An 18,388-nucleotide genomic window follows, 5' to 3' on the forward strand; every position below is an offset into this window, starting at 1 on the left:
AGCGCCTGTTATGCTACCAACTTATGTCTGCCCGATTGACTATCAGATAAGGAGGCAATAATGGCTACGGTTACTTTTGACACGCACAGCTACGTAAAAAGGCTAAAATCCGTTGGATTTTCAGAAGAACAAGCAGAGGTTTTTGCTGAGGAGCAAAAAAAACTTATCGAAGATCACTTAGTTACCAAACAGCACTTAGATATGCGGTTGCGCGAACTTGAATATTCTCTCACGATACGTCTTGGCGGTATGCTGGCAGCATCTATTGCTGTCGTAGCGGCTTTGGTGAAGTTACTTTAGACGACTGAATTACTAAGGCAGTAAAGGACACCCGAAATAAGGCTAAACTAACTTACCCAAGAAAAGTAATTAATTCTTTAGAAAGTTGTTGTTTTCTGTATAATTATCATTGCAATTATACCTTTAGAGTTAAGTTGTTGTTTTTGAAGGAGGTTTAAATGAAAACCTTAACGTTAAAAATCGACGATAGCGTCAGCAACAAGTTTCTTTGGTTACTTCGGCAATTTTCTCAAAATGAAGTGAGTATTGTTGAAGTGGGTGACTTTTTGTCTGACGATGAGTATTTGCGCTCTTTTGACGGTATGGTCACAAGTATTGAGAAAGCAAGAGCAGAGCATGTGAAGAATGGTGTCAATTTAAATCAACTGGATTGGTAATGTACCAGATTTTGATCATGTCACAAGCTCAAAAGGATGCGAAAAAGCTTGCTGCTTCTGGGCTTAAACCAAAAGCATTAAAACTGTTGGAGCTAATTCAAAAAGATCCTTATGTATATCCACCAGCGTTTGAATATCTTCAGGGTAGCATGAAAGGCCTCATCAGTCGCCGCATTAATAAGCAGCACCGTTTGGTTTATGAAGTAGTTGAACAAGAACGATTGATTAAGGTGTACCGTATGTGGACGCATTACGAGTAAGGTCATCAGGTGCGTGAGGCGGTCAAGCTGTGCGGCAAGCGTAGGAAACACTACCGAGCATCTTGACTCAATGTGGTTTTATTTCAACAACATCCTCAGGCTGAGTTGCGGTAATAATGTTTAATAGATACCTCTGCAATGAATCATGGTCAGAGTGATTAATTTTCTGTGCACTACTGGATACCCGCATTACAGAGTGATGGTATTCTCAGCAAGGAGAAAGTAGCGTAGCTGTGGGCAATATTCTTTGAGTTTAGGCTGAGCTGGTGCAATTAAATCGCGAATCTCGGTTTGTGTATTTACCATAGAGAGACTACGAATAGTTCCCTCTGCGGCCTCCGTGCCTCTGCGTGATGTTCTTTTGTTTCTTTTCACGCTGAGACGCAAAAGGAGAGCAGTTCCGGGTGCTGACGAATCATGCCATCCCACACGTCTTGGGCAACATCAATTTCGAGTTTCGCAATTCCATCATCCTGCACTATTTCACTTTTTACCAGCCGTTCACGGTACAGTATGCTGCGAAGCTTCCCGTAATGTGGCGGGAGCATCAGCGTAACGTTGCGTGTTGCCGGGCGTAGGCGTAGGGCGATGGCCTGCATCAACAAGTCGCATCCGGCTCCAGTGAGTGCCGACAGCCACACGCGCACGGGGGTGACGCCATCAATGTCATATTCGATGCGCGGCACGTTCCCGAGCAGTCGATCAACTTTATTATACACTTCGAGCATTGGCACTTCATCCGCCTTGATTTCACGGAGCACTTCCAGTACGTGCTGCTTTTGCACGTCGCGGTCGTCTTCGGCGGCGTCAATGACGTGCAGCAAAAGGGTCGCTTCGCGCGTTTCTTTGAGGGTAGAACGGAAGGCGGCAACAAGGGCGTGCGGCAGGTGGCGGACAAAGCCAACGGTGTCAGCAATGACAGCTTCTGTCCCTTGTGGTAGGGCAATGCGCCGCATGGTCGTATCGAGCGTGGCGAAGAGTTGATCTTCCGCAAAGACATCCGCACCGGTCAGGTGATTAAAGAGAGTCGATTTTCCGGCATTGGTGTATCCGACCAGCGAGATGGAGGCGATATCGCTTTTCGCACGGTGCGCACGACCCAGCTCGCGCTGTTGGGCGACTTTTTCGAGTCGTCCGAGAATGTTGGCAATTCGCACTTTAATTAAGCGACGGTCGGTTTCCAGCTGAGTTTCACCTGGGCCACGCATCCCAATGCCACCGCGCTGGCGCTCAAGGTGCGTCCAACCGCGTATCAGACGGGTAGAGACATAGCGCAGTTGCGCGAGTTCAACCTGAAGTTTCCCTTCAAACGAACGAGCCCGCTGGGCAAAGATGTCGAGAATGAGTCCCGTGCGATCGATCACGCGGCACTCGCAGAGCTTCTCTAAATTCCGTTCTTGGGACGGCGAAAGGATGTGATTAAAGATGATAATTTCGGTACCGTTGTTACGCACAAACTCAGCTATTTCTTCGGCTTTTCCGGTGCCAACAAAGAACTTTGCGTCAGGCGATGGGCGATGGGCTCGCAGCACGGCCTGCACTTCGCCACCCGCAGATTCTGCCAAAAGCATGCACTCGCGCGGATCGTCTTGCTCATGGCGAAGGGAGTTCGTAAACTCAACGTGGACTATCAATGCTTTCTCGCCAGAGGCGACCCGGTCGAACATATCGTTCCTTTCGCATCGTTGCGGTTAAAATACGCAAAAAGCGGACTCCAATGAAAGAGTCCGCTGTCAGGTTTTTCTTGGAGCGGGAAACGGGGCTCGAACCCGCGACCCTCAGCTTGGAAGGCTGATGCTCTAGCCAACTGAGCTACTCCCGCAAGAAAAAATGGTGGGGAGAGGAGGATTCGAACCTCCGAAGTCGATGACGACAGATTTACAGTCTGTTCCCTTTAGCCACTCGGGAATCTCCCCCTATTCGGTTGTTGAAAGAGCAAAAAATGGAGCTGGTGAAGGGAATCGAACCCCCAACCCGCTGATTACAAATCAGCTGCTCTACCGTTGAGCCACACCAGCCCTTTGCCGTGCAACGGGGAGGGAATATAGGGAAATCGCCTGCAACATGCAATCTCGTTTAATGGCGATTAAATACAATCTAACACGTTTTATTTCATCTTATCCTCTGTTTTCTCTGATTTTTCCGCATTTACTTTAACTGACCCTTCTGGAGCCGTAGTCGTCGCCGGCAAAGAAACATCGCGCGCATAGTCCACGCAACGGGAGGGGTCGGCAATGGAAAACTTCTTATTACAGCCGCCACGCCATGCACAGGTCGTACAGGTTTGCGTCATACGTTATCCTTTCGATTCAGGAATAGTGGTGATTCTATCGGCATGACGAGCTAGGGTCACGCGGTTCCCTTTTTCGTTATACTGCACAGAATCCATATAGAAAAACGCCATCAAAATGCCACGTCCGGAGAAGTTGAGTAGGTTTTCTGTGTCGCGTGGATTTGGGACCGATTTCAGATCAAATCCATGGCCACTGTCTTCAATAATAAATGTGAATTGATTGTCGTCGAAGATATATTCAAAATAAACTCGTTTGGCGATGTTTTCCTGCTGCTTGGCACGAAGGAGATCATGATAGGTATCGCTTCCGATAGAGTCGAGTTTTTCTTGATATCCGATCCCAAGGTTGCCGTGTTCAATGGCATTGAGCAGGATTTCAAAAACGGCCATACGGATTTCACATGCTACTTTGGGCGAACAGTGCACGTTGAGGGTCGGGATAATGGTATTCAGCGCACCTGTGGCAGATTCGACAGTATTATTCAGCCAAAAAACTTTCCGTTCCTGATGGAGTGTCCGTAGCGCAAGGCTCGTGGCAAAGCTGTGCATGACCCCTTCGGCAAGGCTATTGAGGGCATCGACGAGTTTTTTCTGCTCTATGGGGCTCGGGAAAAACTGGCTGACGCCACACTCAATGGCGGTCAATAGTCGCGTTTCAGACCCTTGATGCGAGAGGATAACAACAGGCGCTTGCGGAGCTGTCTTATGGATTTTACGGACGATGTCCCACCCTTGCTCTTCACTGAGGTGCATTTCGAGGACGACAATGTCCTGCATATTGCTGAGAAAGGAATCGTAGCCTTCGGCGTAGGTCACGGAGTGCACAACGTAGCCCGCCTGCTCTAAAGAGCAGTTAAGCGCCTGCGCGTCGTGGTTCCAATCGCTATCGCGGATGTAGAGTACGGAACGGTGATACACTGCGGAAACTCCTTGCGTTTACCGGCGGCGACTACAAGTTGGCAAACATCTCCATTTCGTCGGCACTAAACAGGCGGTCAATGGCAAGCAGAATCAACAGGCGGTCGCCGTATTGACAGATTCCAGAAACATATTCACGCTCAGCACGGGCGATGGTAGGCTTCAATTCAATCTGTTTTGCTTTTACTCTTACTACTTCACGAACCGCATCGACAATCAATCCGATAAATTTCCCTTTATTTTCGACAATGACAATATTCCCTTCTTTTCCCTGCATGTCAGCTTTTAGAAGGCCAAGTTTGCGGCGCAGATTGACGATAGGAATAATCGCGCCTCGCAAATCAAGTATCCCCTCAATAAAGGAGGAGCTTTTAGGGAGCGTCGTTATTTTTACTTTTTTTATAATCTCCCGCACCAATCTGATATCGATCATGTACTCTTCATCTTCAACCAGAAAGCTGACAAACTGAACCATCTCTTCGCTTACATGCTCACCGGCATCGTGGAGAGCAGTCTCTGGTGACGGCGATGCGGCTGTCTTTGACATAATGGACTCCTTGGCGTTCTTCTACCTTATGAGAAGGATCAGACTCCCCGCACTAATACGGAGGGGTTGGCTTCAAGATCAATGGTTATTTCCTGAACATAGCGCGTTTGCGATTCATCTTCGAGTAGTTTTACTATAGGGCGATTGAGCGCATAGTGCGATATCTGTGCGACGATGGCACGGCTGCCGCTATAGTGACCATTTTGGACGATAACTTCGCTTCCCAGCGGATAACGTGGCGCATGCCCCAAAAAGAGACGAACCAGCTCCATATTCAGCCGCGTCCCCGCCAATCGCATAATCATATCGAGTCCCTTATCAAACGGCAAGGGAATGCGATTACGAGAGTCGCTGGTAAGGGTTACAAACGTATCAACAAGCGCACATATCTCAGCATAAGGATGTATTATCCCTTTCGATTGCATAAGTTCCTTGCCACGGAGGATTTTATTGCTGCCGGTAATTCCCTGCGGAAATCCCCTTCCGTCCTGATACTCATGGTGCTGATACGCCACTATCGTGCTTAATATCCCGACACGCGGTGTTTTGCGCAAAATATCGTACCCCACGGTAGTATGTTCCTCTTTGAGGGCTCCCGTGTCGTAAAACTCACCTTCGCTAGCGCCATCATGCTTTTCAGGAACGGGTAAAAAGAAGAGCGCAACGTCATGCAGCAGTGCACCAAGGGCGAGTTCACCTATTTCTTTCCCGGTCAATCCAGCCGCCTGCGCCAGCATAATACTTAAACACATCACGTCGAGCGCATGGTCAACCAAGTAAAGTTCTTCCGAGGCGGCGGGCATGTACGCTATGACTTTTTTGCTGTCTTGCTCTATTTCCCGTTGTGCAGTAAGTGCGATATATTCGGCCAACTCGATGGCTATCGCTGGCAATGGTTGGCCGCGAAACTGCGCACAATAGTCACTCCACGTCGATTCTGGCGGGCGCGGAGTTGCTTTGCGAACTTCATCGACTAATTTCGTCATTTTTTTCTGTAAGTCGCGACGAACGCTGTCGCGCAATGGTTCCGTAGGCTCAATGCCCGCCGTTAACGGATCGTCAACCATCACCCAATTGAGTTTCATATCGACAAGGCGTTCAATATTTTTTGGCGTGAGCACATATCCGGCGCCGATCAGCATACTATCGCCGTCAGTCACTACAGGACAGGCTGTTTTCATCCCGGGAAGAATGTTTTGAATCGGCATTTTACGCATGTGCTTTCACCCTCAATTGTCGTTCAGCAAAAGCGCTGTTATCCGAGTATGTGTCCGAGTTTGTCTTTTTTGGTGCCAAGATATCGTTCATTGTGTTCGCATGAGCCAGTCTGCATAGGCACCCGCTCAGATACCTCTAGGCCGTAACCCGCTAGACCAATGATTTTTCGTGGATTATTGGTCATCAGGCGAATACGGCGAATACCAAGATCGGCAATTATCTGCGCACCCATGCCGTAATCGCGCAAATCGTCGGGGAAGCCGAGGGCTTCGTTGGCCTCTACGGTATCGTATCCTTCGTCTTGCAAATGATAAGCACGGATTTTATTCATCAACCCGATGCCGCGACCTTCTTGAAACAGGTACAGGATAACCCCTTTGCCAGCTTTATCGATGATTTTCATCGCTTCTTGCAGTTGATTGCCACAATCACAACGGAGCGATCCGAACACATCGCCAGTCAAACATTGCGAGTGCACACGGACTAATACCGGGTCTATTCCCGCCACATCGCCTTTAATCAGCGCAACGTGTTCCGTACCATCGATTTTCGAACGATACCCGACGAGGCTAAAGTCACCGCCATGAGAGGTTGGAAGGTTCGCTGTGGCAATCCGTTCAACAGAAAATTCTTTCATGACATGGACACGGTAGGAAATAAGGTCTTTAATGGTGACCAGTTTCATATCAAAGCGATCGGCAAATTCGCGCAATTCAGGGTAGCGCGCCATTGTGCCATCATCTTTCATGATTTCACAGATAACGCCAGCCGGTGTCAAGCCAGCCAGACGGGCGAGATCAACACTCCCTTCCGTCTGCCCTGTCCGCTGCAAAACGCCGCCGTTCCGAGCGCGAAGTGGGAACATGTGCCCCGGACGCGCCAGATCGTTTGGTTTGCACTGGGGATCAACAGCGGCCAAGATAGTTCTGGCACGGTCGCTAGCACTGATCCCCGTAGTCACACCATGTTTGGCTTCGATCGAAGTCATGAATGCAGTACCAAAGCGGCAATCATTGTCGTCTGCCATTGGACGAAGTTTGAGCTCGTCGCACTTTTGTTCCGTGAGCGAAAGGCAAATCAGGCCACGCCCATGAGTCGCCATAAAATTGATAATTTCTGGGGTCACTTTATCTGCGGCACACACGAGATCGCCTTCGTTTTCACGGTCTTCATCGTCAACAAGAATGACCATTTTCCCTTGGCGGATATCGTTTATAGCGTCGACAATCGAATCAAAGCGTTGCTGATTTCCGCTCATCGTACTCTCCCCGCACTGCCATCAAAAAGAGCGATTTTTGAAAGCCGCTCGGCGTGCCTTCCACCTTCAAAGGTAGTCGTCAACCAAGTAGAAATAATCGCATCAGCTAAATCAATTCCGATTAAACGACCAGCAAGGCACAGCACGTTGGAGTCGTTATGTTCGCGGCAAAACCGTGCCGAATACAAATCATTGACCAACGTAGCGCGAATGCCTGGAAACTTATTCGCTGCGATGCTCATACCAATACCACTACCGCAAATCAGTACGCCGCGAGCGGCGTCGCCCTGAACTACCGCTTGGCTTACCTTTGCGGCATAGTCGGGATAATCAACTCGATTATCCGAGTGGGTACCCATATCAATAACTTCAACACCATGACGTTGCAGCGTCGCGAGAAGGGTGTTTTTCAAAATAAATCCGGCGTGATCACAACCAACTGCTATTTTCAAAATGGCCTCCATTTGAGAGTATCAATCCAAAATGTATATTGAGCAGTAACTGCTCCGTTAACTATTTCCGAGTATGAGTCGTGCCATCCAAATTCCCAGCGCACACGCCCCAAGTGAAAGCACAATGTTGGCCAGTATATTGAGGAAAGCGAGTCCCCATAGCCCATCGCGCCAGAGTACCAGTGTTTCTAAACTAAACGTGCTAAACGTCGTAAAAGCACCCAAGAAGCCGACCGCTACCGCGAGTCGAAGTTCGTTGGACACAAGCCCCTTATCATAAAAAAAAATAAAGATAGCGCCAATGAAAAACGACCCACTGACATTGATCAGCAGCGTCCCTAAGGGGAACGCACTTCCAGCAAGGCGTGTTACCAGTGAGCCCAGATAAAAGCGACTCAGAGCGCCAAGAGCGCCGCCAGCGGCAACGGAAAAAACCTTGAGCATGCAGCCTCCAAGATAAAACGCTTTTGTTTCTTATCACGAAGGTGATATTGTCGGCAAATCAAAAGCACGGTAGGTCTGCAGTAGAGAGCGCTTTATTGTAGAGTAATGTGTGCAGATTTTATACCTCGGAGCTATACTCGGTGACGCTTACCATTCTTTTCATTGCGATCTTTGCTTTTTTGGTGAATCTTCCACTCGGCTATATCCGCCCACAATTCCGAAAGTTTTCCTTCCAGTGGTTGCTGGTTATTCATGCTCCCATCCCATTTGTCGCGGCATTGCGTATTTTTTATGGCGTCGAGTGGCTCTATATTCCGCTCTTTTTAGCACTCAGCATTTGCGGGCAGATTATCGGCAGCCGTTACCGTCTGAAAAATCTCCTTGACAAGCCACATAGCAATACCTGAATATACCGCGCTTTGGACTACTGTCCTCGCTGGTGCCGTGAGTGCACCGGCTATAACCCGAGAGGAGGATTTATCGCGAACATGCGCAAGTACGAAGTCATGTTCATCGCCCAGCCAGAGCTAGGCGAAGATGAACTCAAAGCCTACATCGCCCGGATTGATGATATCATCGCCCGCTTTGAAGGAAAAATCGACAAGTTTGAGAATTGGGGCAAGAAGAAACTCGCGTACCCCATCCAGAAGAAGAGCTACGGACACTACCTGATGTATCATGTAGATGGCCAATCGGCAATGATCGACGAAATCGAGCGGATTTTTAAAATTTCCGACGAAGTAATGCGTCACATTGTTGTGAAGCTGGAAAAAGACGCGCTTGAAGCGATGAAGAAAGCGGCTGACGCCGTTGAAGCTCGCGCAAAAGCCCGTGCTGCCCGTCTTGAAGAAGAGACTCAGAGCGTAGAAACTCAAGAGCCAGTTGCCGCAGAAGCCGCCGCTGAGGAAGCACCGCAAGAGGCACAATAATGTCAAGTTTTAACAAGGTGGTGTTGCTCGGCAACTTAACCCGTGATCCTGAACTGCGCTTTATCCCATCGGGTGCCGCTGTTACTACTCTCGGCCTCGCCGTAAACAACCCCCGTGTTGAAAACGAAACGATGTTTATTGATGTGACCGTCTGGAACAAACCAGCGGAAAACTGCGCAAAATACTTGACCAAAGGGTCAAGCGTTCTTATCGAAGGGCGCTTAACCTATCGCACGTGGGAAGACAAACAATCCGGCCAGAAACGTGGGAAACATGAAGTGGTTGCAGAAACCGTTCAATTCATCCGCACCGGTCGTGGCGGTGGCGGAAATAGCGATGGCGAAGGGTACAGCAATGAGTACGCTCAGGAAAGCCCAGCTGCCGCTCCCGCATCACGTTCCAAAGGAACTATGCCACCAGTTGACATTCCCGACGACGATATTCCGTTTTAAGAAACTCAAGGAGTACTGTACATGACTGCAGAAGCACGTCCTCGCCGTTTTCAAAAGCGCCGTTTTACGCGCCGCAAAAAAGTATGTCCGTTCTGTGCTGAAAAGATAGACTACATTGACTATAAAGACAGCAAACGTCTGCGCGGGTTTATCACCGAACGCAGCAAAATTAAGCCACGTCGCATGACTGGCACGTGCGCGAAGCACCAGCGTCTTCTTTCGACCGCAATTAAGCGTTCGCGGATGATGGCGCTCCTTTCATTTACCGCTGAATTTTAATTCACGCACTCGCACCTATACGGCGGCCTGCATCATGCAAGCCGCCGTTTTGCGTATGAGCCGCTTGCTTGTGAGGGATATATGAGCACGCCACAGATTACGACCAGACGCGCCACACTTGATGATTTTGCCGCCCTGAAAGCGTTTGACGAAGCACTGATCGCCTATGATGCGAATTTTGATGAAACACTCAATGCCAAGTGGCCAGAGAGTGAAGAAGCAACCGAGTATTTTCGCGACCGCGCCAGCGGCGCCGAAGGGGTGGCCTTCATGGCCGAAGTCGATGGGAAAACCGTGGGCTTTCTTACCGCTGTGATGCGCGAAGCGCACTCCTATCGCACCATTTCACAGGTTGCCGAACTTGAAAGCATGTTCGTTGATCCAGCGTGGCGTGGCCGCGCCATTGGCGAACAACTGGTCGAACACTTTTTAGCGTGGGCGCGCAGCAGTGGCGCTACGCGCGTATGCGTTGAGGCTTCCTATGACAACAGTGGCGCCGTAAAATTTTACCAAAAAATGGGATTTATTCCGTATAACATACTGCTCGAACAAACCATTTCACCTATGAGGTCATGACGCAATGTTTAGCAAAAAGAATCGTATCCACTTTGTCGGCATTGGCGGTATCGGCATGAGCGGCATTGCCGAAGTGCTGATCAACCTTGGCTACCGTATCTCCGGCTCTGATATTCGCGCCTCTGTCATTACGCGCCGCTTGGAATCACTGGGTGCCGTACTCTACGAAGGGCATCACCGTGAAAACATTGCTGATATTGACGTCGTAGTGATCTCCAGTGCGATTCACAATGGTAACCCAGAAGTGGAAGAAGCACGCCGCCGCCGTATTCCGGTTATCCCACGCGCGGAAATGCTCGCCGAACTGATGCGGATGAAATACGGCATTCTGATAGCAGGCGCGCACGGCAAAACGACGACGACCAGCCTCGCGGCGACCGTCCTGACCGACGCCAACCTTGACCCGACCGTAGTTATCGGCGGTCGCCTCAATATGATTAAAAGCAATGCTAAACTTGGCCAAGGGAAGCTGATTGTTGCGGAAGCAGACGAATCAGACGGCTCTTTCCTCCACCTCTCGCCAACGATTTCGGTGGTCACCAATATCGACAACGAACACCTTGACCACTACGGCACGCTGGAAAATATCAAGCAAGCCTTTCTGCAATTTATCAACAAAACCCCTTTCTTTGGCATGAGTTTCGTCTGTCTCGACGACGAACATATTCAGGGCTTACTGCCACTCATTGAAAAACCTTTTATGACCTATGGTCTGAATGCCAATGCCGATATTCAGGCCGTTAAAATCGAACGCATCGACGGAAAGTACCACTACAGCGTTAACTATAAAGGCGAAGAGATCGGTCGCTTTACGCAAGCCCTGCCCGGCATGCATAACGTGCTCAATTCGCTGCCGGTCATTGGTATTGCGATCGAATGCGGTATGGCACCCGAGGCCATCGCCCGTTCCATCGCCAACTTTGGCGGCGTCCATCGCCGCTTTGAAATTGTTGGGCACCGCAACGGTTTTGCCGTGGTCGATGATTATGGACACCACCCAACCGAAATTACCGCCGTCTTGCAAGCCGCGCGCGATAGCTACACCGGAAAAGTGATCGCTATTTTCCAACCGCACCGCTACAGCCGCGTACAGTCGCTCTACGAAGAATTCACCAAATCGTTCTACCATGCAGATGAAGTAATCGTCGCCGACATTTATCCTGCTGGCGAAGCACCGATTGCCGGACTAAACTCGCATCAGATTGCCCTCGATATTCAAGCCCGCGGCCATAAATCCGTACGCCACATTCCGAGTATCGACGAAATTGCAGACTATTTGCGGGAGCAGCATGGCGAGGATGGGATTATGATTACGCTGGGCGCAGGCAACATCAACCAAGTGTGCAGTGCATTGGTGCCACCAGTCACACCATGAAAACACTCTACGATGTCCCTTTTTCCCATTACACCACCCTGAAAGCTGGTGGCGTGGTCGGCATCCTGTATCTGCCAGAATCGCCCGAGGAGTTTGGCGAAGTCGTCACCGCCCATCCCGATGTGCCGATTCTGGGTGGCGGATCAAATACGCTCCTCCTTGCGAGCGGCACACACGCACTGATCGTCACCCGAGAGTTGCGCCACTGGGAAGAGAACGGCACGATAGCCCTTGTTGACGCTGGAGTGGCGCTACCGCCCTTGGCGAGCGCGCTGACGAAGCGGGGCTATGGCGGATTCGCCGCACTCGCCGGCATTCCCGGCACGGTTGGTGGCGCGCTGATGATGAATGCGGGCTGTTTTGGCACAACGATTTCCGACCGTTTACTTTGGGTCGAGTGCCTTGAGCATGGCACACTCGTTCGTCGCGAGAAAGCCGCACTTACTTTTGCCTATCGCCAAAGTTCGCTGGCACATCCCGTGGTACGCGCCGCTTTTGATATTACCCTACAGCGCGACGACATGGCGATCTATCAGGAAAAACTGAGCCTCAAGAAAGCCACACAGCCCTATACCGAACCAACACTGGGCTCAAACTTCAAAAATGGCGAAACCTACAGCAGTGCGAAACTACTTGATGAATGTGGGTTGAAAGGAAAGAGCATCGGTGCCATGAAGGTCAGCGAAGTGCACGCCAATTTCATTGTGAATAGCGCCCCCCATCACGCCAATCCCGATGAGTATCGTGAACTTTCGGAAGTCATGGCAGCAGCCGTCAACGAACGATTCCAGATTCCCCTCAGCCGTGAAGTCCGTTTCCTTGGGCAAAATGGATGGGAGTAAGCAACCCATGTTTTCTGCATAAAAAAAGCGGTAGTCAGCCAAGGCCAACTACCGCTTTTGCCTTTCGTCATCAACTCTTCGGATCAGCCTCTTTGCGATGCAGTGAAGCTTTTGCAAGAATATGTGCACTGATCGGCGCAGTAATGAATAAGAACAGGATGATCAGCACTTCGTGCACACTCACCCCGGAACCATACCAGCTGAAATAAAGCGCTGACGCGAGCGCAATACTCCCGACACCAAGGGTCGTCGCCTTCGTTGGTCCATGCAGACGCGTGAAAAAATCCCGCAAACGGTACAGGCCAATCGATCCCGCTAAGGCGAAAAAGGCGCCAAAGATTATCAGCGCTGACAGTAGTATTTCTCCAAACATACCCACCCCTTTATTCCACGATCCGACCGCGTAGCAGGTATCGACCCGCGGCAACGGTACTAATAAAACCCATCACCGCTATAATCAAACCAGCTTCAAAATATGCGGCAGAGTTAAAGGTGATCCCAAACAGTAAAAGCATCGCAATTGCATTGATGTACATAGTATCGAGCGCTAAAATCCGGTCTGTCATCCCTGGCCCTTTAATCAAGCGATACAAGTTTAACAACTGTGCAACCGTCAAAAGCACCTGCGCGATAATGATTGAATACGCTAGCATCCGAATATCTCCTTCAACGTTGCTTCGTAGCGACTCTTAATCCCATCAATAGCCGCTTGTTTATCAGGCACATGCAGGTTATGCACGAGCAGCATGGTGCGATCTTCGCTCACGTCAGAAGAGACCGTCCCGGGCGTCAACGATATAACACTCGCCAGAATTGATATGACCAGAGAGTCAGACGTATCCAGCGGAATTTCGATAAATCCGGGTTGAAGCGTAGAAATATCCGGCTTCAAAATAAGCCGTACCACGGTAAAATTCGACACAATCACATCGTACAAGAATGTTCCCAAGAAAAATCGGAACAGGAGCGGGTAATTCACAATTTTCGGGCGCTCTCGCCAGAAGCGATCGGTAAACCACGGGATCACAAGACCAAGGATAATCCCCAAAACAATATTTCCCATATCGAGCGAGTTTACGAGGAGCAACCATAAAAGTGTAAGCGCAATGGTCAGCGATGGGTGGGGTAACAGACGGTTTTTCATGATGCACCTCCAAGAGTCGCAACAGCAAAGTTAGCGTCATTTCCAAGCACCGCACGGATATACTCTAGTGGGTTCATAATCTGCGCCGCCGTAACCGTAGCAAACTCACTCAGCGCTCCTGCAAAAATCACCAACAGAGGACTGATAATAATTAATACTAGAGCGGGAGCGGCATACCCTGCACTAAAACGCGGCGCATCGGCGTATGGGACTTTGGTATAGCCGTCTTTGCCACCCTCGTCGAAGGGGAGTATTTTCCAGAAAATGACACTTCCCGCACGCCCGATAGCAATCAGTCCGAACAAGCCTGCCACCAAAATAATCGCCCAAATCCACGGAGCGGCCAGATGCGATTGAACCGCAATCAACATCATCGCTTTCGCCACAAACCCGCTCAATGGTGGCAGCCCTGCGATTGCAACGGCGCCCGCAAAGAACAACAAACCGAGTAAACGGGGTTGCGCTACTGGCAAGTCAGGGCGTAACCCGCTTCGCTCGGTTAAACGCTGCTGTTGAATCATATCGGCAATCAAGAACATCCCTGCGGTGACAAAGGTGGTATGCGGCAGATATACGATCGCAGCGGCGATAGCAGCCTGATCAAACGTACCTATTACCGCCAAGAGCGTTCCTACCGACACCACTACAAGGTACGCAATAGTCGTCCGCAAATCGCGACTGGCAAGTGCGCCAATAGCCCCCAGAATCAAGGTGATGAGTGCCACCGGAATCAACCAAGGGTCGATAACGCCAGCGACGACACCGGCATGTTCTCCGAAGATAAGGGTGTAGACGCGCAGAATAACGTAAATCCCAACTTTGGTCATAATCGCAAAGAGTGCCGCAACCGGTGCGCTTGTCGTACCATAGGCACTCGGAAGCCAGAAATAAAGTGGCAAGAGCGCCGCCTTCAAAGCAAACACCGTAAAGAGAATCAAAGCGCTGGCCATCAAGAGCGCACGGTTTTCTTCGCTCGCCATACCGATGCGAAGCGCAAGGTCAGCCATATTCAAGCTGCCAAGCACACTATACAGCACCCCGACGCCAATCAGAAATAGACTTGACCCTAAGAGATTGAGCACTACGTAATGTAATCCCGCCGAGGTACGTTTTTTGCCACCGCCGTGGAGGAGCAACGCGTACGACGCCAGCAACATAATTTCAAAGAAAACAAAGAGGTTGAAAATATCCCCTGTCAGAAACGCTCCGCCAATTCCAAGAAGTTGAAACTGAAAGAGAGCATGAAAGTTAACTCCTAACGTATCTCCACCGCGTGTCGCATACAGTAAGGCAACGAATGCCAGAATCGACGTCATCAAAATCATTAAAGCGCTTAAGCGATCCAACACAAGGACAATACCGAATGGCGGAAGCCAGTTCCCCAATACATACACCTGAATCGGCCCAGAAATTGCTTGTACAAAGAGTGCCAACGTAATGACCACCAACGCCGCCGTTCCGAGCAACCCGAGCGAACGATGCCACTGTATTGATTGCTTGGCGCAAATCGTCATGACCGCGCCCAGCAAGAGCGGCAAAACGAGCGGTAAAATTATCAAATGGTTTATCATAACGTGTTCTCCTTACCATCAACGTGATCATTCCCTGTTTCCGCTTGTGCCTTGATTGCAAGGGTCACGACGTACGCCACCATCCCAAAGCCAATAACAATGGCCGTTAACACTAACGCTTGCGGCAACGGGTCGGTATATTCCGCAACTTGACCCTTTTGAATGACTGCCGGAAGATTTGTCGCAAGACGCCCCGTCAGAAACAGGAATAAGTTCACGGCATACCCGAGTAGCGAAAGACCCACGATGACCGGATACGTGCGCGCACGGAGCATCAAATAGACACCGCATGCCACCAACAGGCCTATACAAAGCGAGACTAACAATTCCATTAACGCCCCCCTTCCATTCCAGCGGGATTCGCGCGACCGATCGCTCCCAACTTCACCAGCACCACCATAATACACCCGATAACGGTTAAATACACCCCAAGGTCGAAGGCAATGGCACTGGCCACCTCAAACTTGCCCACAATGGGCCAAGTTAAGTACGTGAAGGTACTGGTCAGGAATGGGTGTCCAAAAATCCAACTCGCCAGCCCCGTGAACGCCGCAATCATCAATCCCCACGCCATGATCACGTGATTATCAAATTTCAAACGGGCGCGAGTCCAATCAGAACCGCTGGCGATATATTGCAGAATCAACACACACGCGGTAATCAGTCCCGCAATAAACCCTCCGCCAGGCTCGTTATGGCCGCGCAGGAAGATATAGACGGAAAACAGCAGCGCGAGCGGCAAAATCGGTCGAGTCAGTGTAGCGAGAATCATCGGGAAGCGATCCTTACTCCACTCTCTGCCAGCATCATCCTGCTCTGGGCCGGAGATGCGCATTCCATGGAGTAACGCGTAAATACCGAGCGCCGCCATCGCCAGCACCGTGATTTCGCCCATCGTATCAAATCCCCGGAAGTCGACCAGAATAACGTTGACCACGTTTGTTCCGCCACCACCCGGCACGCTGTTTTCCAAGAAGAATCCAGCAATAGTATCGTACGGACGGGTCAAGAACGCCATCATGAGCGCTGTAATCCCACCACCAGCGACGAGTGAAAGCACAATATCACGCCAACGACGAGTCGAAGATGACTCAACCGGCGTTGTGCGCGGCAAATAATGCAGCGCCTTCAACAGAAGGATAATCGAAACCACTTCGACTGAAAGCTGCGTCAATGCTAGGTCTGGTGCCGAAAAACGGACAAAGGCAAGCGAAACGATCAAGCCGACGGCGCTGAGCATAATCAGAGCAACAATGCGCTGGCGGTGAAATACCACCGTCGCAACCGCGCAGATAGCAAGAATAGCAGCCATCACCAGCGTGGCTAGATCGACAGACGTCATAGGTACATCGCCAAGGAATGGCGCCGAATCGCCAAGGAAAGGGCTAAATCCAAGCACAATCGCTGCGCCGACAAAAAGTGCCAAATAGCGTTGCAGCGAACCATTTTCAAGCGTTGCCGTCACCGCCCGAGCGGCACGAATTATGTTTGCAATAATTACTTCAAAGTTATTTTTTCCATCACAACGGGTAATGAACCACGCATGTGCGTCGAACGCCTTGGCTTTTTGCCAGTACAGGAGCGCACCGCCAACAAGAGCGACAACACTCAGCAATAGTGCCATATTCAGGCCGTGCCAGATTGCAATATGATAGTCGGGTAGGTCAGCACCAAGAATACTGCCAGCAGCAACATTCACCATCGGCCCAGCTAACGCGGCAGGGAAAATACCAACGGCAATACATACTACCATCAATATTTCAGCAGGCAAACGCATACCATGGGGCGGCTCATGTGGTTTCTTGGGCAAATCATGCGCCACACCGTTAAAGAACACGTCGTGCACCATGCGAATCGAGTAGGCAACCGCAAAAACGGCTGCCAATGTTGCCCCGAGTGGCACAATCCAACTCAGTGAACCAAAGAAGTTCGGCATCAATGTTTCAGCAAGGAACATCTCTTTACTCAAAAATCCGTTAAAGAGCGGCACGCCCGCCATCGACGCACACCCAATCATAGTGAGCGTTCCGGTTAGCGGCATGTACTTCCAAAGACCTGCCAGCTTTTTCATATCGCGCGTGCCTGTTTCGTGATCAATAATCCCCGCCAGCATGAAAAGACCTGCTTTGAAGCTCGCGTGATTCAAAATATGAAAAACAGCCGTGAATGCGGCTAGTGGACTTCCAAGGCCGAAGAGAAGCGTGATAAGCCCTAAGTGACTCACCGTCGAGTAAGCCAATAACCCTTTAAGGTCATCCTTAAAGAGCGCCATATGCGCAGCGAACATCAGGGTAATCAAGCCGACTGGGGTCACAATAAAGAACCATTCCGGTGTTCCCGCGAGTACAGGGAACAGTAAGGCCAGCAAAAAGACGCCAGCTTTTACCATCGTTGCGGAATGAAGATAAGCACTGACTGGAGTCGGTGCGGCCATCGCGTGCGGTAACCAGAACTGGAAGGGGAACTGTGCTGATTTGGTAAACGCCCCGAGAAGCACCAATATCAACATCATTAAGTAATGTGGGTGTGACTGAATCAACTCTTTTGATGCCAAAATATCGCTGAGTTCGAAACTCCCTACGATATTACCCAGCACCAAAAACCCAGCCAACATCGCAAGCCCACCGCCACCAGTAATTACGAGCGCCATACGCGCCCCTTCGCGAGCATCCGTGCGGTAGCTCCAAAATCCAATCAATAGAAAAGAACTAATACTCGTTAATTCCCAGAACATCATCAGCAAAAGAAGATTCTCGGACAGAACAATCCCAAGCATCGAACCCATAAAAAAGAGTAGATAACAGTAGAAGCGACCCATCGGATCACTGGCGCTCAAATAGTAGCGCGCATAGAGCACAATCAGTAAACCAATAAAGAGGATCAAAAAGGCAAACATGAAACCAAATCCGCTGACGCGAAAGGCAAAGTTCAGGCCAATCGCTGGAATCCAGCTCCAACTCGCAATCGGCATGGCACCTTGAAAGACCACTGGCGCCTGTCCCAACAAAAGCAATAACGATGTAGCGGCAATCGCGCCTGCACTTAGCGCATTTGCATTCCGGTTTTGGAAAAACGCCGGAATAATCGCCCCCAGCAATGGGAGCAACGGGATAAGAGGAAGAGTTGTCATAGGCATCCATTTCCGAAAAAAAT

General features: G+C 50.2%; 24 protein-coding genes and 3 tRNA genes. 10 read left to right on the forward strand and 17 right to left on the reverse strand.

Annotated elements, in window-relative coordinates; genetic code table 11:
- The first annotated feature begins 60 nt into the window (after positions 1-60).
- The 3 genes from P304_RS0101320 to P304_RS0101330 all read left to right on the forward strand — a co-directional run bounded on the left by P304_RS0101320 (position 61) and on the right by P304_RS0101330 (position 937).
- On the forward strand, positions 61-300 hold the full coding sequence (locus P304_RS0101320) for a CCDC90 family protein (RefSeq protein WP_027389078.1): 240 nt from the start codon (positions 61-63) through the stop codon (positions 298-300).
- Positions 301-458: 158 nt separating this feature from the next.
- Positions 459-677, forward strand: coding sequence for a hypothetical protein (locus tag P304_RS0101325; protein ID WP_027389079.1), 219 nt, complete (start codon positions 459-461; stop codon positions 675-677).
- On the forward strand, positions 677-937 hold the full coding sequence (locus tag P304_RS0101330; protein WP_027389080.1) for a Txe/YoeB family addiction module toxin: 261 nt from the start codon (positions 677-679) through the stop codon (positions 935-937). Before P304_RS0101325 ends, P304_RS0101330 begins: the two co-directional genes overlap by 1 nt.
- Before the next feature lie 371 nt (positions 938-1,308).
- On the opposite strand, the gene hflX is transcribed toward P304_RS0101330, so the two are convergent.
- The 11 genes from hflX to crcB all read right to left on the reverse strand — a co-directional run bounded on the left by hflX (position 1,309) and on the right by crcB (position 8,067).
- Positions 1,309-2,604, reverse strand: coding sequence for a ribosome rescue GTPase HflX (gene hflX / locus P304_RS0101340; RefSeq protein WP_027389081.1), 1,296 nt, complete (start codon positions 2,602-2,604; stop codon positions 1,309-1,311).
- Between the two features lie 78 nt (positions 2,605-2,682).
- Positions 2,683-2,759: transfer RNA gene (locus tag P304_RS0101345), tRNA-Gly, on the reverse strand.
- A gap of 9 nt (positions 2,760-2,768) precedes the next feature.
- Positions 2,769-2,853: transfer RNA gene (locus tag P304_RS0101350), tRNA-Tyr, on the reverse strand.
- Between the two features lie 27 nt (positions 2,854-2,880).
- A tRNA-Thr gene (locus P304_RS0101355) sits at positions 2,881-2,955 on the reverse strand.
- An 89-nt stretch (positions 2,956-3,044) separates the two neighbouring features.
- Complete coding sequence (locus tag P304_RS0101360; protein ID WP_027389082.1) at positions 3,045-3,230, reverse strand: hypothetical protein; 186 nt, start codon at positions 3,228-3,230, stop codon at positions 3,045-3,047.
- A gap of 3 nt (positions 3,231-3,233) precedes the next feature.
- Entirely contained in the window at positions 3,234-4,148 is a 915-nt protein-coding gene (locus tag P304_RS15845) for an ATP-binding protein (protein ID WP_027389083.1), read from the reverse strand.
- Between the two features lie 31 nt (positions 4,149-4,179).
- On the reverse strand, positions 4,180-4,695 hold the full coding sequence (locus tag P304_RS0101370; RefSeq protein WP_051321298.1) for a chemotaxis protein CheW: 516 nt from the start codon (positions 4,693-4,695) through the stop codon (positions 4,180-4,182).
- Between the two features lie 38 nt (positions 4,696-4,733).
- The gene (locus P304_RS0101375) at positions 4,734-5,912 is read right to left on the reverse strand and encodes an HD-GYP domain-containing protein (RefSeq protein ID WP_027389085.1); all 1,179 of its coding nucleotides are present in this window, start codon (positions 5,910-5,912) and stop codon (positions 4,734-4,736) included.
- A 38-nt stretch (positions 5,913-5,950) separates the two neighbouring features.
- The gene (locus tag P304_RS0101380) at positions 5,951-7,171 is read right to left on the reverse strand and encodes a bifunctional 3,4-dihydroxy-2-butanone-4-phosphate synthase/GTP cyclohydrolase II (RefSeq protein WP_027389086.1); all 1,221 of its coding nucleotides are present in this window, start codon (positions 7,169-7,171) and stop codon (positions 5,951-5,953) included.
- Positions 7,168-7,623: a ribose 5-phosphate isomerase B gene (gene rpiB / locus P304_RS0101385; RefSeq protein ID WP_027389087.1), complete on the reverse strand. Its 456-nt coding sequence runs from the start codon at positions 7,621-7,623 to the stop codon at positions 7,168-7,170. The genes P304_RS0101380 and rpiB overlap by 4 nt, the downstream gene beginning before the upstream one ends.
- Before the next feature lie 57 nt (positions 7,624-7,680).
- Entirely contained in the window at positions 7,681-8,067 is a 387-nt protein-coding gene (gene crcB, locus P304_RS0101390) for a fluoride efflux transporter CrcB (protein ID WP_027389088.1), read from the reverse strand.
- A 140-nt stretch (positions 8,068-8,207) separates the two neighbouring features.
- Here crcB and P304_RS0101395 point away from each other — a divergent pair, with 140 nt between their 5' ends.
- From P304_RS0101395 to murB, 7 genes are all read left to right on the forward strand, one after another.
- Complete coding sequence (locus tag P304_RS0101395) at positions 8,208-8,474, forward strand: hypothetical protein (protein ID WP_027389089.1); 267 nt, start codon at positions 8,208-8,210, stop codon at positions 8,472-8,474.
- An 81-nt stretch (positions 8,475-8,555) separates the two neighbouring features.
- Positions 8,556-8,996, forward strand: a complete 441-nt coding sequence (rpsF, locus tag P304_RS13395) for a 30S ribosomal protein S6 (protein ID WP_051321299.1) — start codon at positions 8,556-8,558, stop codon at positions 8,994-8,996.
- Positions 8,996-9,448, forward strand: coding sequence for a single-stranded DNA-binding protein (ssb, locus tag P304_RS0101405; RefSeq protein WP_027389090.1), 453 nt, complete (start codon positions 8,996-8,998; stop codon positions 9,446-9,448). Before rpsF ends, ssb begins: the two co-directional genes overlap by 1 nt.
- Positions 9,449-9,469: 21 nt before the next feature.
- Positions 9,470-9,727 (forward strand): 30S ribosomal protein S18, encoded by a 258-nt coding sequence (gene rpsR, locus P304_RS0101410; protein ID WP_027389091.1) that lies wholly within the window; start codon positions 9,470-9,472, stop codon positions 9,725-9,727.
- Between the two features lie 81 nt (positions 9,728-9,808).
- Positions 9,809-10,303, forward strand: coding sequence for a GNAT family N-acetyltransferase (locus tag P304_RS15850; protein ID WP_051321300.1), 495 nt, complete (start codon positions 9,809-9,811; stop codon positions 10,301-10,303).
- 4 nt (positions 10,304-10,307) lie between these two features.
- The gene (gene murC, locus P304_RS0101420; RefSeq protein ID WP_027389092.1) at positions 10,308-11,678 is read left to right on the forward strand and encodes a UDP-N-acetylmuramate--L-alanine ligase; all 1,371 of its coding nucleotides are present in this window, start codon (positions 10,308-10,310) and stop codon (positions 11,676-11,678) included.
- Positions 11,675-12,520, forward strand: a complete 846-nt coding sequence (murB, locus tag P304_RS0101425; protein WP_027389093.1) for a UDP-N-acetylmuramate dehydrogenase — start codon at positions 11,675-11,677, stop codon at positions 12,518-12,520. The genes murC and murB overlap by 4 nt, the downstream gene beginning before the upstream one ends.
- 70 nt (positions 12,521-12,590) lie before the next feature.
- Here murB and P304_RS0101430 read toward each other — a convergent pair whose 3' ends face one another.
- Genes P304_RS0101430 through P304_RS13410 form a run of 6 tightly spaced genes read right to left on the reverse strand, consistent with a single transcriptional unit; the run spans position 12,591 to position 18,365 of the window.
- Positions 12,591-12,893 (reverse strand): Na+/H+ antiporter subunit G, encoded by a 303-nt coding sequence (locus P304_RS0101430; protein WP_034763498.1) that lies wholly within the window; start codon positions 12,891-12,893, stop codon positions 12,591-12,593.
- Positions 12,894-12,903: 10 nt separating this feature from the next.
- On the reverse strand, positions 12,904-13,173 hold the full coding sequence (locus tag P304_RS0101435) for a K+/H+ antiporter subunit F (protein ID WP_027389095.1): 270 nt from the start codon (positions 13,171-13,173) through the stop codon (positions 12,904-12,906).
- Positions 13,167-13,664 (reverse strand): Na+/H+ antiporter subunit E, encoded by a 498-nt coding sequence (locus P304_RS0101440; RefSeq protein ID WP_027389096.1) that lies wholly within the window; start codon positions 13,662-13,664, stop codon positions 13,167-13,169. The genes P304_RS0101435 and P304_RS0101440 overlap by 7 nt, the downstream gene beginning before the upstream one ends.
- Entirely contained in the window at positions 13,661-15,232 is a 1,572-nt protein-coding gene (locus P304_RS13405) for a monovalent cation/H+ antiporter subunit D (protein ID WP_051321318.1), read from the reverse strand. The genes P304_RS0101440 and P304_RS13405 overlap by 4 nt, the downstream gene beginning before the upstream one ends.
- Positions 15,232-15,567: a Na+/H+ antiporter subunit C gene (locus P304_RS0101450; protein ID WP_027389097.1), complete on the reverse strand. Its 336-nt coding sequence runs from the start codon at positions 15,565-15,567 to the stop codon at positions 15,232-15,234. Before P304_RS0101450 ends, P304_RS13405 begins: the two co-directional genes overlap by 1 nt.
- Positions 15,567-18,365 carry a monovalent cation/H+ antiporter subunit A gene (locus P304_RS13410; protein WP_034763500.1) on the reverse strand — a complete coding sequence of 933 codons (2,799 nt, stop codon included), beginning with the start codon at positions 18,363-18,365 and terminating at the stop codon, positions 15,567-15,569. Before P304_RS13410 ends, P304_RS0101450 begins: the two co-directional genes overlap by 1 nt.
- Positions 18,366-18,388 lie beyond the last annotated feature (23 nt).

It is taken from the genome of Chrysiogenes arsenatis DSM 11915 (assembly GCF_000469585.1).
GTDB classification, from domain to species: Bacteria; Chrysiogenota; Chrysiogenetes; order Chrysiogenales; family Chrysiogenaceae; genus Chrysiogenes; species Chrysiogenes arsenatis.

Coding starts and splice junctions, on each gene's coding strand:
- P304_RS0101375 (WP_027389085.1), bottom strand. CDS start 5,912: ATGCGTAAAATGCCGATTCAAAACATTCTTCCCGGGATGAAAACAGCC.
- P304_RS0101330 (WP_027389080.1), top strand. CDS start 677: ATGTACCAGATTTTGATCATGTCACAAGCTCAAAAGGATGCGAAAAAG.
- P304_RS0101380 (WP_027389086.1), bottom strand. CDS start 7,171: ATGAGCGGAAATCAGCAACGCTTTGATTCGATTGTCGACGCTATAAAC.
- P304_RS0101450 (WP_027389097.1), bottom strand. CDS start 15,567: ATGGAATTGTTAGTCTCGCTTTGTATAGGCCTGTTGGTGGCATGCGGT.
- P304_RS0101320 (WP_027389078.1), top strand. CDS start 61: ATGGCTACGGTTACTTTTGACACGCACAGCTACGTAAAAAGGCTAAAA.
- crcB (WP_027389088.1), bottom strand. CDS start 8,067: ATGCTCAAGGTTTTTTCCGTTGCCGCTGGCGGCGCTCTTGGCGCTCTG.
- P304_RS13410 (WP_034763500.1), bottom strand. CDS start 18,365: ATGACAACTCTTCCTCTTATCCCGTTGCTCCCATTGCTGGGGGCGATT.
- P304_RS0101370 (WP_051321298.1), bottom strand. CDS start 4,695: ATGTCAAAGACAGCCGCATCGCCGTCACCAGAGACTGCTCTCCACGAT.
- rpsR (WP_027389091.1), top strand. CDS start 9,470: ATGACTGCAGAAGCACGTCCTCGCCGTTTTCAAAAGCGCCGTTTTACG.
- P304_RS15850 (WP_051321300.1), top strand. CDS start 9,809: ATGAGCACGCCACAGATTACGACCAGACGCGCCACACTTGATGATTTT.
- hflX (WP_027389081.1), bottom strand. CDS start 2,604: ATGTTCGACCGGGTCGCCTCTGGCGAGAAAGCATTGATAGTCCACGTT.
- ssb (WP_027389090.1), top strand. CDS start 8,996: ATGTCAAGTTTTAACAAGGTGGTGTTGCTCGGCAACTTAACCCGTGAT.
- P304_RS0101325 (WP_027389079.1), top strand. CDS start 459: ATGAAAACCTTAACGTTAAAAATCGACGATAGCGTCAGCAACAAGTTT.
- P304_RS0101440 (WP_027389096.1), bottom strand. CDS start 13,664: ATGAAAAACCGTCTGTTACCCCACCCATCGCTGACCATTGCGCTTACA.
- P304_RS0101360 (WP_027389082.1), bottom strand. CDS start 3,230: ATGACGCAAACCTGTACGACCTGTGCATGGCGTGGCGGCTGTAATAAG.
- P304_RS0101430 (WP_034763498.1), bottom strand. CDS start 12,893: ATGTTTGGAGAAATACTACTGTCAGCGCTGATAATCTTTGGCGCCTTT.
- murC (WP_027389092.1), top strand. CDS start 10,308: ATGTTTAGCAAAAAGAATCGTATCCACTTTGTCGGCATTGGCGGTATC.
- rpsF (WP_051321299.1), top strand. CDS start 8,556: ATGCGCAAGTACGAAGTCATGTTCATCGCCCAGCCAGAGCTAGGCGAA.
- P304_RS0101435 (WP_027389095.1), bottom strand. CDS start 13,173: ATGCTAGCGTATTCAATCATTATCGCGCAGGTGCTTTTGACGGTTGCA.
- murB (WP_027389093.1), top strand. CDS start 11,675: ATGAAAACACTCTACGATGTCCCTTTTTCCCATTACACCACCCTGAAA.